Raw genomic sequence first — 15,708 nt, 5'->3', positions numbered from 1 at the left:
GCGAAGGACATCCGAACCGCGAAAGGGCGCGATCCTTGTGCGCCGTCCTTGTGCGCCGTCCTTGCGATGGTGGGGCGCTGCATCTGGACAGGGTACGGGGTTCGCTGTAAAAGCGTGGGTTCACACCCCGTGTGCGTATTTATGCGCGCGCGTCGACGTGCGCCCGTAATCCAGACGTTTAGAAGTGACCGGTCACCCCCATGAAGACAGTTAACGATATTCGCGACACCTTCCTCGATTATTTCGCCGCCAATGGACATGCCAAGGTCGCGTCCGGTCCTCTGGTGCCGCACAACGACCCGACGTTGATGTTCACCAACGCCGGGATGGTGCAGTTCAAGAACGTCTTCACGGGCGCCGAGACCCGCCCCTACACGCGCGCCGCGACATCGCAAAAATGCGTGCGTGCGGGGGGCAAGCACAACGATTTGGAAAATGTCGGGTATACCGCGCGGCACCATACCTTTTTCGAAATGCTGGGAAATTTTTCGTTCGGCGATTATTTCAAGGACACCGCGATCGAATTGGCGTGGACCTTGATCACCAAGGAATTCGCCCTGCCCAAGGACAAACTGCTGGTCACCGTTTACGCCGATGACGATCAGGCCTTCGATCTGTGGAAGAAAATCGCGGGCCTGCCCGAGGACCGCATCATCCGCATCGCGACCTCGGATAACTTCTGGGCGATGGGCGATACCGGCCCGTGCGGCCCCTGTTCGGAGATTTTCTACGATCATGGCGATCACATCCCCGGCGGCCCCCCGGGAAGCCCCGACGAGGACGGCGACCGCTTCATCGAAATATGGAACCTGGTCTTCATGCAGTACGAGCAGAAGACTCCCGACGAGCGGGTCGATTTGCCCCGTCCGTCGATCGACACCGGAATGGGGTTGGAGCGCATCGCCGCGGTGATGCAGGGCACCCACGACAACTACGAAATCGATTTGATGCGCGGTCTGATTCGCGCCTCGGCCGAGGCTTCGGGCACCGCGCCGGACGGCCCGCACAAGGTTTCCCACCGGGTCATCGCCGATCACCTGCGCGCCACCGCCTTTTTGATCGCCGACGGGGTGCTGCCCTCGAACGAGGGGCGCGGCTACGTGCTGCGCCGGATCATGCGCCGCGCCATGCGCCATGCCCACTTGATCGGCGCCAGCGAGCCGCTGATCTGGCGTTTGGTGCCGACCCTGATCGGTGAAATGGGCCGAGCCTATCCCGAACTGGTGCGCGCCAAGGCGCTGATCAGCGAAACTCTGAAATTGGAAGAAACGCGCTTCAAGAAAACCTTGGATCGTGGTCTGCGCCTGCTCGATGAAGAAACCGCCGCTCTCGGCGATAAGGGGGTTCTGGACGGCGAAACGGCGTTCAAGTTGTACGACACCTATGGCTTTCCCCTCGACTTGACCCAGGACGCGCTGCGTTCGCGCGGCCTGGCGGTCGATGAGGCCGGGTTCAACGCCGCCATGGCGCGCCAACGCGCCGAGGCGCGCAAGGCCTGGGCGGGGTCCGGCGCGGCGGCGACCGACCGCATCTGGTTCGATTTGCGCGAAGACGTCGGGGCCAGCGAGTTTCTCGGCTACCTTAAGGAAGAGGCCCAGGGCCGGGTCACCGCCCTGGTTCGCGGCGGTGAACGGGTGACGGCGGGCGCGGCGGGCGAAGAGCTCCAGGTGCTCGTCAACCAGACGCCGTTCTACGGTGAATCGGGCGGCCAGATGGGCGATCGCGGCGTGATCGAGACCGCCGCCGGCGCCGTGTTGGAGGTTCTTGACACCAAAAAGGTCTTGGGCGATGTGCACGTTCACGTCGTGCGGGTCGGCAAAGGCGTGGTCAATGTCGGCGATGAGGTCACCTTGCGGGTCGATCATGCGTACCGCGGCGCCCTGCGCGCCAACCATTCGGCGACTCATTTGCTGCACGCCGCCTTGCGCGGCGCCCTGGGCGAACATGTCACCCAAAAGGGGTCGTTGGTCGCCGCCGAGCGCCTGCGTTTCGATGTGAGCCACCCGATGGCGATCACGCCCGATGTCCTGGCCGAGGTCGAGGCCGCGGTGAACGCCCAGATTCGCGCCAACACGGCGGTGACGACCCGCCTGATGGCTCCCGACGCGGCGGTCGAGGCGGGCGCGATGGCGTTGTTCGGCGAAAAATACGGCGACGAAGTGCGGGTGGTCTCGATGGGCTCGAAAAATCCCGAAGGTGCGCCCGGCGATGATGACTTTTCCGTCGAGCTGTGCGGCGGCACCCACGTCGGGCGGACCGGCGATATCGGCGTCTTCAAGATGGTCTCCGAAAGCGCCGTGGCCGCCGGGGTGCGTCGCATCGAGGCGTTGACCGGCGAGGGCGCGCTGGCCTATTTGGACGACCACGAAAAGGCGCTCGGTCAGGCGGCGGCTTTGCTGAAAAGCCAGCCCGCCGAGGTTCCCGCGCGGATACGCGCCTTGATGGACGAGCGTAAGAAGTTGGAACGCGAACTGCTCGAAACCCGCCGCCGGATGGCGTCCGGCGGCGGGCGCGCCCCGGCCAAGACGGTCGGTGATATCGCCTTCGCGCCGCGCATCATGGAAGGCGTGCCCGCCAAGGACCTCAAGGGCATGGCCGACGAAATTTTGAGCCAGATAGGCTCGGGCGTCGCCGCGCTGGGCTCGAACGTCGAAGGCAAGGCGTCTCTGGTGGTGGCGGTCAGCGCGGATATCAAGGACAAGGTCAGCGCCGTCGATCTGGTGCGCGCCGGGGCGGCGGCGGTCGGCGGCAAAGGCGGCGGCGGTCGGCCCGACATGGCGCAGGCCGGCGGCCCCGACGGGGACAAACTCGACCGGGCGATGGCGGCGATCGAAAACGCCCTCGGCGCGGTGGTTTCGTCCGCGCCTTAAGTGTGTCGCTTTCGTGCGGAGGCGGGGGCGCCATCGAAATATTTTCCGGGCGTCGCGCCCATCGCCTTCTTAAAGATGGCGATGAAGGCGCTCGGGCTGTCGTAGCCGAGATCGAGGGCGATCGTCGTCACCGGTTGCTTGTGCGCGAGCCGTCTCAATGCTTCGAGCAGGCGGGCCTGTTGGCGCCATTGGGCGAAATTCATGCCGGTCTGGCGGGGAAAAAGGCGCGCCAGGGTGCGCGTGCTGGCCCCCGATACGCGCGCCCATTGCGCCAACGTCCGTTTGTCCGCGGGGTTTGCGATTAGGGCGTCGGCGATTATCTTGAGCCGGGGGTCGCTGGGCGCGGGAAGATGTAGGGGTTGGGTTTTCAATATCCGAATTTGATCGACGATAACGCCGACGATGCGTCCGTCCGGGCCGGTCTCTTCGTACAAAGTCGGCATTTGCGCACCGTGGGCGAGCAGGGTGCGCAGCAGATCCGGAACGGCGACCACGCAACAGGAGGGCAACGCCAATTGACGGGCAAGGGCGGGAACGAGGAACAGATTGTTCATGACCGCCCGGCTCGACGCCCGAACGCTATGTTCGACGTCGGGGGCGACCCACACCGCGCGCGATGGCGGGGCGACCCAAATCCCGCTTGGCGTGGCGACCGTGACCACGCCTTCGGCGGCGTATACCAGTTGGGCGCGGGCGTGGGCGTGGGTGGGCACGCTTTGTCCGCGCTCCAGGGTGGTCACGCGCACCACGACGGGGCGGGGGATGTCGTCGGCGTCCAGTTGAACGCCCGGAATGGCGTTGATGCGCGTAGATGGCTCTTTTTCGATATTTTTTGTCATAATTTTGAATATTAGCCGCTTTCAATCTTTGTTAAAAGTGGAAGGACAGCAAAATGCCGCGGTGGGTGTTCCGTCGCGGCGCAAGCGCAGGAAAACGTATCGATGTCGTTGCAAAACCAAACCCCACCGCCGTCCGTCGCACGGACTTGGCGCACCCCGGAAATGTTGTTGTTGGTGTTGTCGGTCGCGATGCCGCTTAGTTTCGCGACATGGATGGCGCTGCTGAACAACTTCGCCGTTCACCGGGCGTCATTTGGCGGGATCGAGATCGGCACCCTACAGAGTCTGCGCGAAATTCCCGGTTTTCTGGCGTTCAGCGCGGTGTTCGTGTTGCTGTTTCTGCGCGAACAGCCGTTTGCCTATTTGGCTATGATGTTGCTGGGGTTGGGGACTGCGCTGACCGGTTTTTTCCCCTCGGTAATCGGCCTTTACGTGACCACGGTCATCATGTCTACGGGCTTTCATTATTTCGAGACCATGCGCCAATCGCTGTCCTTGCAGTGGCTCAGCAAGGGGCGCGCGCCGGTCGCCATGGGGCGAATGATTTCGATGGGCGCGATGGCTTCGCTCGGGGTGTTCGCCGTGCTGTGGCTAGGCCTCGAAGTGTTCGCCATCGACATGAAGTGGCTGTATGTGATCGGTGGGTCGCTGACGATCCTGACGGTCATCGCCTGCTGGATCGCCTTTCCTCGCTTCGAGGGACAAACCATTCAAAACAAGCACCTTGTCCTGCGCAAGGCCTATTGGCTGTATTATTTACTGACCTTTATGTCGGGGGCGCGGCGGCAGATTTTTATCGTTTTCGCCGGGTTTTTAATGGTCCAGAAATTCGGCCTGGACGCCGCCCATATCGCCTTGCTGATGCTGATTAACAATGCGATCAGCATGTGGTTCGCCCCGTTTGTCGGGCGCATGATCGGGCGTTTTGGCGAACGCCAAGTGCTCAGCAGCGAATACATCGGCTTGATCGTGGTATTTTTGTCCTATGCGGTCGTTGACAACGTCTGGGTCGCGGGGGGGCTGTATGTTGTCGATAACCTGTTTTTTTCGATGATGATCGCCAGCAAAACCTATTTTCAGAAGATCGCCGATCCGGCGGACGTGGCTTCGACCTCGGGTGTCAGCTTTACTATCAATCATATCGCCGCGGTGGTGATTCCGATCAGCTTCGGGGTGTTGTGGACGCTGTCGCCGTCATATGTGTTTTACGCCGGGGCGGTAATCGCGGTGTTGTCCCTGGGCTTGGCGCGACTGGTGCCCAGTCATCCGTCGGCGGAAAATATCTCGGTGCTGGGCCGCAGCGCGCCCCAGGCCGCGCAATGACGCAATGACAACGGCCGCGCCAACAACGGGCGCGGCGCGTGACGGCGACACGGCGTCGAAAATCATGAGGGCGCTTTATGGCTTGGCGGCGGGTTTGACGTCGGCCATGACCTGCATGCGGATGATTTTGTCGGGGTTGACGACCATGCCGTTCGCCGCCGGGTTGCCGCGTTTGATCATATCGACGAAGCGCATGCCCTGAACCACTTGTCCCCATACCGTGTACTGGCCGTCCAAATTAGCGGCCCGCGAATAGACGATGAAAAATTGGCTATCGGCGCTGTCGATCGAACGGGCGCGGGCCATCGACACCGTGCCGCGAACATGCGGCGCGTCGGAAAATTCGGCCTTCAGCTTTTGCCCCGATCCCCCGGTGCCGTCTCCCCTAGGGTCGCCGGTCTGAGCCATGAAGCCCGCGATCACCCGATGGAAGGTCAGCCCGTCGTAAAACCCTTGGCGAACCAGTTCTTTGATGCGCGCCACATGGTGCGGGGCGAGGTCGGGGCGCATCTGAATGACGACCCGGCCGTCCTTGAGGTCCATGTACAGGGTGTTTTCGGGGTCGAGCTTGAGGGTGGCGGCGGACGCCGGGACGCAAACCCCGACGGCGGCGACGAATAATCCCACGATGGGCAACAACACGGTAAATTTACGGATCACTGTGCGGATCATGATGTTCTCTTTTATAGCGGAGGAAGGAAACGGGAAAAGAGCCTATCACGCCGGTCCGCCTCGACCAAGCGCGGGTGCGCAGAATTAGGTCGTGGGGGTGATGTCCGGGACGTCTCTTAATCGAATAGGGCGTCGATCTCGGCCTGGCTGATCGCCCGTTCGGGGTCCTGCGGGCCGTGGAGAAGTTTTTCGTCCTCGGTCTTTTCGACGCCGACGACTTTAACTTTATCGATTTCGTTCTTGCCCCATAATTCGGCCAGGGCGCCGACCCGGTCTTCGACATAGGTAATCGACCGGGCGACCTTGGTCACGCGCTGGCTGGTTAGATCTTGGAACGAGCAGGCCTCAATGATCTTCATGTGATTTTCGGAAATCTGCGCGAGGACCTTCAGCGCGGTTGGGTCGCTCACCAATTGCTTGCATGCGTTCGCCAACTCTTCGTTCTTCTCCGCACAGCTCATAATCGTATCCGACGCCTCATCCGTGGCTCGGATGACCGCATCCAGCTGTTCGGACATGGTCTCGAAATGGTGATCCTCGTCGGCCGGGCGTGAGATGTGGGCGATTTCCTTGCGGACCCGCTGAATATATTGAAAGAGACCGGACAGTTCGGCTTTTAAAAGCGCGGATTCCTTGTTTTGATCTTGGGGCGTATTGGACGGGGACATACGCTTTTCGCACCTTTCTTCATCGGGATGTTAACGCTGAATTTCTAGATATATCGGAATTATGGTCCACAATTGCAAACATGATCTGAACGGACTCGCCGAGGACGATCATAGAGCGAAGTCGGAGGGGGAAAAAATCTTTATTTTCTATAGGCTATCCAATCTAGGGCCCTGCGTCGCCCCTGCGTCGCCCCTGCGTCGTATCGTCTTCGCCGTTCAGTCGCCCTTGCGGTGGGGGGCGAGGCGACTGAGCGCTATGGCGCGCAGGCGGTCGCGGTCTTCGGCGTCGATTTCATTGAGCATTTTTGCCTGATCGCGTTGAATTTTCAAGGCCGAGCGAATCAAGGCGCGGCGGTCGGACGTCAGGGTGCGTTTTGCGTTTTCCAGTTTTTCGTCTAGGTGGGCATGGGCGTCGTCGGTTGCGGGTGGGCGCGGCGGGGCGGTGGGAACGCGAGGGGGCGGCGTCGATAGCGAAGGCGTCGAAGACGTGCGCGCCGAGGTTTTACGCGGTTTAATTTTTCCCGTGCCGACTTATCCATGAATAACGAGAGTAAGGCGTTGGAAACGGTTTTTTTCATCATGGCGGACTGACTTCCGGTCGCGGTGGCTATGCTTGAGAGACGAAAGGCAGCGTACCATGTTTGCGCCGTTGTGAACACGATGCCCATGGTGACGCCCATAGTGACGCCCACAGTGACGGGGAAAATGGCGACGGGAGAATGGCGACGGAGCGGGAAAACGCCATTTCGTCCCTTGCCATCGCTTGGGGTTGGATTACGATGAGCGGCTATTTTGTCGCCTTCGGATTTTTTTGTCAGGGAAACGCGATGCAATCGCCCGATGCCGTCCTTAAGGGGATGTTCGCGGCCTGTTTGGCGGCGGCCGACCCCGGGCGCGTTTTGCCGCCGCACTTGCCCGTCCCGCCGCACGGACGCACGTTGGTCGTCGGCGCGGGAAAGGCCGCCGCGAGCATGGCCTTGGCGTTGGAACGTCATTGGCCGCGCCGCGATGCCTTGGGGCTGCCCGATGTCGAAGGTCTCGTGGTGACGCGCTATGGTCATGGTGCGCCGTGCCGACGGATCGAAGTCGTCGAGGCCGCCCACCCGGTGCCCGATGCCGCCGGCGAAGCGGCGGCGCGGCGGATGTTGGCGATGGTGTCGGGGCTCGGCGCCGACGATCTGGTGATCTGTTTGATTTCGGGAGGTGGTTCGGCCTTGCTGACGCTGCCCGCCCCGGGGGTGAGCCTTGAGGATAAACGCGCGGTGAACGCCGACCTGTTGACCAGCGGCGCGTCGATCGACGAGATGAATTGCGTGCGCAAGCATCTGTCCGCGATCAAGGGCGGACGCTTGGCCGCAGCGGCGCATCCGGCGCGGGTCGTCACCCTGGCGATCTCCGACGTTCCCGGGGACGATCCGGCGGTGATCGCGTCGGGTCCCACGGTGGGCGATCCGACCACCTTCGCCGAGGCGCGCCGCCTGTTGGGCCAATACGGCATCACGCCGCCCGAGGCGGTCGCCCGCCACCTGGACGCCGCCGAGGACGAAACCCCCGCGCCGGACGACCCGCGTCTGGAAGGGGGGCAAACGATCCTTGTCGCGACACCTCTACGGGCGTTGAAGGCGGCGGCGGATTTCGCCCGTGCCGACGGTTATCGGGTCGCGATCCTGGGCGACGCCCTGGAAGGTGAGGCGCGCACCCTAGGCCAGGATCACGCGGCATTGGCATGCGCCCAGGTCGCGGCGGGCGGGCGCGGACGAATTTTGCTGTCGGGTGGGGAAACCACGGTGCGGGTCACGGGTGGCGGGCGCGGTGGGCGCAATGTCGAATATTTGTTATCCCTTGCGATCGCCTTGGATGGCCTGGACGGCGTATCGGCGATGGCCTGCGACACCGACGGCATTGACGGCACCGAGGACAACGCCGGGGCGATCGTCCGCCCCGACACTCTGGGCCGGGCGCGGGCCCTGGGGCTGGACCCGCGGGCGATGCTCGACGACAACGACGCCTACGGTTTCTTCGCGGCCTTGGGCGATTTGGTGATCAGCGGGCCGACACGGACCAACGTGAACGACTTTCGCGCCGTTTTGATCGCCCCCTAGTTGTTCCATTATCGGTGAACACACGCTATCGTCAGCGTGTTTTTTTGCCGCTGCCGTGCCTTTTTCAAAACTGTGACAGACACGTTAAGAATGCGAAAAGGCTCTATTTTTTCTGGATTTAACCCCTCGACAGGAATATCGTCGTCACCATGAGAAGAAAACGCAACGCCAAGATTATCGCGACACTCGGTCCCGGACGTTCAAGCGAGAAAGAAATTTCCGAACTGTTCGTCGCCGGCGCCGATGTCTTCCGCCTTAACTTTTCCCACGGCGCGCATGCGGAGCATAAGGCCCGCCATGACGTTATTCGTCGCCTGGAAAAGGTCCACGGCCGCCCGATTTGCATTTTGATGGACCTGCAAGGTCCCAAATTGCGTGTCGGCGAGTTCGAGGGCGGCGGCGCGGAGCTTGTCGCCGGACAGCCGTTTCGCCTGGAATTGTCCGAGGTTCTCGGCAACGACGTCTGTGCGTCGCTTCCCCATCCCGAAATTTTCGCCGCCTTGAAGCCGGAAATGGATTTGTTGCTCGACGACGGCAAAATCCGCCTACGGGTGGTGCGTTGCGGCGACGATTATGCCGAAACCGAAGTCGTCACCGGCGGCCCGCTGTCCAACCACAAAGGTGTCAACGTTCCCAGCGCCATGCTCGATCTGTCGCCGCTGACGCCCAAGGACCTGAAGGATCTGGAATACGGCCTTGAATTGGGGGTCGATTGGGTGGCGCTGTCGTTTGTTCAGCGCCCCTCGGACGTCGAGGAAATCCAGGCTCTGGTCAAAGGGCGCGCCGGCGTCATGGCGAAATTGGAAAAACCGTCGGCGATCGATTTTCTGGATGAAATCGTCGAACTGTCGGACGCCGTCATGGTGGCGCGCGGCGATCTTGGGGTGGAACTGCCGCCCGAGGATGTGCCGATCATCCAAAAACGTATCATCGCCTCGTGCCGACGCCGCGGCAAGCCCGTGGTGGTGGCGACGCAAATGCTCGATTCCATGGTCAACGCGCCGACGCCGACCCGGGCCGAGGCCTCGGACGTGGCGACAGCCATTTACGATTGCGCCGACGCGGTGATGTTGTCGGCGGAAACGGCGGTGGGTAAGTACCCCGTCGAATCGGTGTCGATCATGGACCGGATCATCTGCCGGGTCGAATTGGACCCGTTGTATCGGCGCATGGTGGATTCCGAACGCCAAGCCCCGGAACATACCGTCGCCGACGCCATTTCCGCCGCCGCGCGTCAGTGCGCCGAGACCGTCTCGGCGGTCGCCATCGTGACCTTCTCGTCAACGGGATCGACCACCCTTAGGGTGGCGCGCGAACGCCCGGCGGTGCCGATTTTGGGGCTGACCCCGTTCGCGCCCGTCGCGCGCAAGTTGTGCCTCGCCTGGGGGGTCCACGCGGTACGGACCAAGGACGCCCAAAGTTTCAGCGAAATGGTCGGAAAGTCGATCCGAATTTCCCGCCGCGAGGAGATCGCCATCTCCGGTGACGCCATCGTCGTCGTCGCGGGAATTCCCTTCGGTACGCCGGGCGGCACCAATATTTTGCGCGTCGCCAAGGTGGACTGATTCCCTTCCGAACAGGGTTCTTCAACACCATGACGGCGCCGTGCCGGCGCCCCTCCGGGAGGCCGTTTGTACCTTTTACTGTTCAATATCGTCGCCCCGGTGATGCTTTGCGCCCTGCTGGGCTATCGTTGGGCGCGCAGCGGCAAGATCTACGACACCGCGATGATCACCAATCTGGTGGTGACCATCGGCACGCCGGCGCTGGTTTTTCGTTCGTTGGTTAATATCCACGGCGATCTGGCGACGCTGGGCCATGTCGCGCTGGCCTCGGCGCTGGCGTTGGCGTCGTTCGCCGTCGTCGCCATGATCGTGTTGCGTCTGGCCGGGCTCAGCTATCGGGCCTTCCTGCCGGCGATGACCTTTCCCAACACCGGCAACATGGGTCTGCCGCTGGCGCTGCTCGCCTTCGGCGACGCCGGGCTGGCGTTCGCGGTCGCCTATTTCGCGATTTGCGTCGTTTTTCAGTTCACCTTCGGCATCGTTATTTCGTCGGGCAGCGCTTCGCCCCGCGCGTTGATGCGCATCCCCACCCTGTACGCCGTCGCCCTGGCGCTCGTTTTCTTGATCTCGGGGATCAGGCCGCCGGCGTGGCTGGCGGACACGGCGAATATCTTAGGCGGCATGACGATCCCTCTCATGTTGATCACCCTGGGGGTGTCCCTGGCGCGCATGGAGGTGGGCGATTTGAAGCGGAGCGCCTTTCTCGCGGCGCTGCGCCTGGGCATGGGCTTCGGGTTGGGATTGGCGGCGGCGGAAATCATGGGCTTGCATGGGGTGGCGCGCGGCGTGGTGATCTTGCAATCGTCGATGCCGGTCGCCGTGTTTAATTATCTGTTCGCCCAACGCTATAATAATCAGCCCGCGGCGGTGGCGGGCGGCGTGGTGTTGTCCACGCTGCTTTCTTTCGCCACCTTGCCGGTGCTGCTGTGGTATCTGATTTAACCGGCGCGACCGCCGTGGAGGCCTGCCCCCTTGTCGAGATATCGGGATATTCTGTCGATCATCGTGCTTGCCGCGATCTGGAGTTCATCGTTCGCGGCGATTAAAATCGGCGTTAGCGACCTGCCGCCGTCGAGCCTGGTCGCGGCGCGGGTGATGATCGCGGCGGCGGTCCTTTACGCCTACATGCGCGTGCGGGGCGGACGCCTGCCTAGCGCGGTGGGGCTTTGGGGCGGCTTTTTCCTGTTCGCGCTGTTCGGCAACACGATCCCGTTTTCCCTGATCAGTTGGGGCGAACAGGGCATCGACAGCGCCCTGGCGGCGATCTTGATGGCCAATGTGCCTCTGTTCACCCTGTTGCTCAGTCATTTCTTCATCGACGATGAGCCGATGACGGTAAAGAAGGTGTTCGGCGTGATGCTGGGATTTGCCGGGGTGCTGGTCCTGATCGGTCCCGATGCCTTGACCGGGATGAAAGGAACGCTGTCGAGTCAACTGGCGGTGGCGGGCGGCGCGCTGTGTTACGCCATCGCCTCGCTGATCGCCAAGCGCTTGGCGAAGATATCGCCGGTCGATCGCAGCGCCGGGGTGATGATCGCCTCCAGCGTGCAAATCGTGCCGTTGGCGCTGTATTTCGATCATCCCTGGACCCTTGCTCCCGATACTCCGGCGCTGGCGGCGGTCGTCTATCTGGGGATTTTTCCCACCGCGCTGGCGTCGATCCTATTGTTTCAAGTGATCGATCGGCGCGGCGCGTCTTACCTGGCGTTGTCCAATTACCTAATCCCGGCGATGGGCGTGATGTGGGGGGCGGTGTTGCTTGGCGAGACGCTGCACCTGCGTCAACTTTTCGCCCTCGGTTTGATTTTGGTCGGGATCGCGGTGTCCAGCGCCCGCGCCAATGCGGTGAGCGCCTCCCCCGGGAAGGTCCCCTAAGGTCGGGATAGGATATCCATCAGCGTTTTTTGTAAAGGGCGTCAAGTTCCTGTGCATACATATCCTTGACCGCGTAGCGGCGGATTTTCAAGGTCGGCGTCATCTGGCCGTTGTCGATGGTGAACGGGCAGGGGGCGATGAGGAAGCGGTGGATTCTTTCGACCTTCGACAGCGCCGTATTGACACGCTCGATGGTGGCGGCGATCGCGGCGCGTAATTGTGCGTCGTGGGCTAGGGCGCAAAGATCTTCGGGCTTTCCGTGCGTCGCCACCCATTCCTTCAGCCAGTCCAGGTCGGGGACGATCAGGGCCACCAGATGGGGACGTTTATCACCGTAGACCATCGCCTGGGCGATTTCCGGCTCTAGGGTTAACAGGCCCTCGATGCGTTGCGGCGCGATATTGTCGCCGCCCGAATTAACGATGATGTCCCGCTTACGATCGGTGATCACCAAATGCCCGTCAGCGTCCAGGTGACCGACGTCGCCGGTGTGTAGCCAACCGTCCTTGAGGACCTTGGCGGAGGTTTTTTCGTCATGCCAGTAGCCGTGCATAACCAGTTCGCCCTTGACCAGGATTTCGCCGTCGGCGGCGATCTTCACTTCGGTGTTGGGCAACAGGGGGCCGACCGTATTGAGTTTGCAGTCTTTCGGCGTATTAACGCTGACCACGGGTCCCGTTTCGGTTTGGCCATAGCCTTGTAAGATGCGAATGCCGATGGCGGTAAAGAAAAGGCCAATGTCGGGATTGAGCGGCGCGCCGCCGGAAACGAACGCCTTCAGGCGGCCGCCGAAACCTTTGCGGACTTTATTGCGCACGAGGCGTTCAAGCACCCAGTCCTGCACCCTTTCGAAAAAGGTCAAGGATGACGGGTCGATGAAACGTTTTTGACCCAGGGCTAGGGTTTTTAGGAACAACCGAGATTTGGTCGCGGTCCTGTCGGCGTTGATATTGTGCATGATCTTGGCGTGCATGGTTTCGTACAATCTGGGCACCGCCATGATAATGGTCGGATGGGCGTCCTTCATGTCCGTCGCCAGTTGAGCGGCGCTTTGGGCGTAATAGATTTGCGCGCCCAGGAAAATCGGGAAAAATTGCCCGGCGGTGTGTTCGTATGAATGGGACAGCGGAAGGAAGGATAGAAAAACTTCCGAATCCAACCCCAATTGGGCGAGCACCTTTTGCGCGCCGTAAAGGTTGTGCAAGATCGCGCCGTGGTGATGCATTACCCCCTTTGGCGTGCCGCCGGTGCCGGAGGTGTAGATGATGCAGGCGGTGTCGTTTCGGCTCAGCCCCCGAGCGGCCTTGGCGACATCGAAGGAATCTTGCCGCCCTTGGGCGATGGCGTCGTCCCAAGCGGTGATCTCGATATCCAGGCTCTGTTGGCGCTCCAGCGGGCCGATGGTGATGGCGAAACGGACCGAGCTCGATCTGTGAGCCGCCGCCAGGGCGCGCGCGCTCAACTTTCGCGTGGATACGATGATCCCCGCCGCTTGGCTGTTGTCGATGATGTGGCGATGATCATCTACGGTGTTGGTGGTGTACGCGGGCACCGTGATCGCGCCCGCCGCCATGATGGCGAGATCGGCGATCAGCCATTCGGGACGATTTTCCGAAACCAGGACGATGCGATCGCCGGGTTGAACGCCGTGCAGCCTGAGCGCCCGCGCCAGCGCGCCGATGCGTTCGGCGACTTCGCGCCAAGTCAGAGGATGGAATCGACTGTTCGTTTGCGTTCTCGCCCAAAGGAAAGGCCGGTCGCGGTTTTTCTCGGCCTGCTCGAAAAACATCGTCAAAAGATTGGGCCAGTCTCGGCGATCCATGCTCATCCTTAAAATCTAGTGTTGACGGTTGTCAGGCGGGCGCTATCCCCTTATATCGCGTGCAGACCCTTGGAGGAAGATCATGAACGAAAATGTTGCCGCTTCGCCGCATCCCTTGCCGCGATGGGACCTGAACGACCTGTACGCCGATCCCGACGCGCCGCAGTTGGGGCGCGATCTTGAGGACGCCGGCGCGGCGGCCGCGGCCTTCGCCGAGCGCTATAAAGGGAAACTCGCATCCCTGGACGGCGCCGATTTCGGTCGAGCGATCGGCGAATATGAAGTCCTGAGCGAAAGCCTCCACAAAGTGTTGTGTTACGGGCAGCTTCTGTTCGCGGTCAATGTCGGGGACGGCGAGATCGGTCGCTTTTACCAAACGGTACAGGAACGGATCAGCGATATTTTTACACAGACGCTGTTCTTCACTCTTGAAATCAATCGTCTGAGCGACGGGGAGTTGGACGCCAAGTTGAGCGATACGCAGTGCGCCCGCTATCGTTCGTGGTTGCGCGACGTGCGCGCCTTTCGCGAACATCAGCTTTCCGACGACCTCGAAAAGCTGCTCCATGAAAAAGCGGTGACCGGACGCGCCGCTTGGGTGCGTCTGTTCGAGGAGACCTTCGCCGACATGCGCTTCGCCCTGGACGGCGCCGAGGCGACCTTGTCGGAGGCGCTCAACGCGTTGTCCGATCATGACGGCGCGAAGCGCGAAAAGGCGGCGAAGGCGTTGGGCGGGCGGCTGGGCGAGAATGCGCGATTGTTCTCTCTGATCACCAACACCTTGGCGAAGGACAAGGCCATCGAGGACGAATGGCGCGGCTATCCCCGTCCGGTCAGCGAACGCAATTTGCACAACCAGGTCGAGGACGTCGTCGTCGATGCTCTGGTCGGCAGCGTGAAGACGGCTTTTCCCGATTTATCCCATCGCTACTACGCGCTGAAGGCGCGCTGGTTTGGCGTCGAGCGTCTGGATTACTGGGACCGCAACGCGCCCTTGCCCGATGATGACGCTCGAAAATATTCCTGGGACGAGGCGAAAACCACGGTGCTGGACGCTTACGCCGGGTTTGATCCACAGATGGCCGAAATCGCCGAACGCTTCTTCACCCATAACTGGATCGACGCCGCCCCGCACGCCGGCAAGGATTCGGGGGCGTTTTCACATCCCACCGTGCCCTCGGTGCATCCTTATATCCTCATGAATTTTCACGGCAAGGCGCGCGACGTGATGACCCTCGCCCACGAGCTGGGCCACGGCGTCCATCAGGTGCTGGCGGCGGAGCAAGGTCTTTTGATGGCCGACACACCGCTGACGACCGCCGAAACGGCGTCGGTCTTCGGCGAGATGCTGACCTTCCAATCCCTGCTCAAGGGGGCGGAGGACCCCGCCCGGCGGCGCTTCTTGTTGGCGGGCAAGGTCGAGGACATGCTCAACACCGTGGTCCGTCAGATCGCTTTTCACGAGTTCGAGCGTCGGGTTCACGACGAGCGGCGCGGCGGTGAGGTCGCGGTCGAGCGTTTGGGCGATATTTGGATCGACATCCAGCGCGAAAGCTTGGGTCCGGCGCTGCGTTTCGATGACGATTACCGCCATTACTGGACATATATTCCCCATTTTATCCATACTCCGTTTTACGTTTACGCCTATGCCTTCGGCGATTGCTTGGTGAACGCGCTCTACGACGCGTTCGCCAAGGGACACGACGGATTTCAACAGAAATACCTGGAAATGTTGAAGGCCGGGGGCACGAAACGTCACAGGGAATTGCTCGCTCCGTTCGGGCTTGACGCATCGGACCCGGCGTTCTGGAAGCGGGGACTGGACATCGTATCCGGCTTTATCGACGAACTGGAAACTATCGGTTAGTATGGCGCGGCGCGGGCATGCACGGAAGATGCTGAAGACGCTCACGGGACGTGGGGCGCCGTGCGGGCGCAAATTCTCGTAAATCCTCAAGGGGCGGATGAGCCG

Annotated in this window: 11 protein-coding genes; 7 read left to right on the top strand and 4 right to left on the bottom strand. The window is 61.6% G+C overall.

Annotation, left to right across the window (positions count from 1 at the left end):
• Positions 1-200 precede the first annotated feature (200 nt).
• On the top strand, positions 201-2,870 hold the full coding sequence (alaS, locus tag P3M64_RS05875) for an alanine--tRNA ligase (RefSeq protein ID WP_132938780.1): 2,670 nt from the start codon (positions 201-203) through the stop codon (positions 2,868-2,870).
• Here alaS and P3M64_RS05870 read toward each other — a convergent pair.
• Positions 2,867-3,709 (bottom strand): AraC family transcriptional regulator, encoded by an 843-nt coding sequence (locus P3M64_RS05870; protein ID WP_132938781.1) that lies wholly within the window; start codon positions 3,707-3,709, stop codon positions 2,867-2,869. The genes alaS and P3M64_RS05870 overlap by 4 nt on opposite strands.
• 102 nt (positions 3,710-3,811) lie before the next feature.
• On the opposite strand from P3M64_RS05870, the gene P3M64_RS05865 reads away from it, so the two are divergent.
• On the top strand, positions 3,812-5,032 hold the full coding sequence (locus P3M64_RS05865; protein ID WP_132938782.1) for an MFS transporter: 1,221 nt from the start codon (positions 3,812-3,814) through the stop codon (positions 5,030-5,032).
• A 75-nt stretch (positions 5,033-5,107) separates the two neighbouring features.
• Here the strand turns inward: P3M64_RS05865 and P3M64_RS05860 are convergent, their stop codons facing one another.
• Together P3M64_RS05860 and P3M64_RS05855 are read right to left on the bottom strand one after the other, a co-directional pair.
• Positions 5,108-5,575 (bottom strand): peptidylprolyl isomerase, encoded by a 468-nt coding sequence (locus tag P3M64_RS05860; RefSeq protein ID WP_243644762.1) that lies wholly within the window; start codon positions 5,573-5,575, stop codon positions 5,108-5,110.
• A 245-nt stretch (positions 5,576-5,820) separates the two neighbouring features.
• Positions 5,821-6,372 (bottom strand): hypothetical protein, encoded by a 552-nt coding sequence (locus tag P3M64_RS05855; protein WP_132938784.1) that lies wholly within the window; start codon positions 6,370-6,372, stop codon positions 5,821-5,823.
• An 827-nt stretch (positions 6,373-7,199) separates the two neighbouring features.
• On the opposite strand from P3M64_RS05855, the gene P3M64_RS05850 reads away from it, so the two are divergent.
• From P3M64_RS05850 to P3M64_RS05835, 4 genes are all read left to right on the top strand, one after another.
• A complete protein-coding gene (locus P3M64_RS05850) occupies positions 7,200-8,474 on the top strand; it encodes a glycerate kinase type-2 family protein (RefSeq protein WP_132938901.1) in 1,275 nt (424 codons plus the stop codon).
• A gap of 149 nt (positions 8,475-8,623) precedes the next feature.
• Complete coding sequence (gene pyk, locus P3M64_RS05845) at positions 8,624-10,039, top strand: pyruvate kinase (protein ID WP_132938786.1); 1,416 nt, start codon at positions 8,624-8,626, stop codon at positions 10,037-10,039.
• A 66-nt stretch (positions 10,040-10,105) separates the two neighbouring features.
• Complete coding sequence (locus tag P3M64_RS05840; protein WP_243644748.1) at positions 10,106-10,981, top strand: AEC family transporter; 876 nt, start codon at positions 10,106-10,108, stop codon at positions 10,979-10,981.
• 30 nt (positions 10,982-11,011) lie between these two features.
• Positions 11,012-11,914 carry a DMT family transporter gene (locus tag P3M64_RS05835; protein WP_132938787.1) on the top strand — a complete coding sequence of 301 codons (903 nt, stop codon included), beginning with the start codon at positions 11,012-11,014 and terminating at the stop codon, positions 11,912-11,914.
• 19 nt (positions 11,915-11,933) lie between these two features.
• Here P3M64_RS05835 and P3M64_RS05830 read toward each other — a convergent pair whose 3' ends face one another.
• Positions 11,934-13,736, bottom strand: a complete 1,803-nt coding sequence (locus P3M64_RS05830; RefSeq protein ID WP_132938788.1) for an AMP-dependent synthetase/ligase — start codon at positions 13,734-13,736, stop codon at positions 11,934-11,936.
• An 82-nt stretch (positions 13,737-13,818) separates the two neighbouring features.
• Here P3M64_RS05830 and P3M64_RS05825 point away from each other — a divergent pair, with 82 nt between their 5' ends.
• The gene (locus P3M64_RS05825; RefSeq protein WP_132938789.1) at positions 13,819-15,603 is read left to right on the top strand and encodes a M3 family oligoendopeptidase; all 1,785 of its coding nucleotides are present in this window, start codon (positions 13,819-13,821) and stop codon (positions 15,601-15,603) included.
• Positions 15,604-15,708: the final 105 nt, after the last annotated feature.

The sequence above is a fragment of the Varunaivibrio sulfuroxidans genome, assembly GCF_029318635.1.
In the GTDB taxonomy this organism is placed as follows: Bacteria; Pseudomonadota; Alphaproteobacteria; order Rhodospirillales; family Magnetovibrionaceae; genus Varunaivibrio; species Varunaivibrio sulfuroxidans.
Note: the sequence above shows the minus strand (reverse complement) of the source record. Positions and strands in the feature narration are given on the sequence as shown.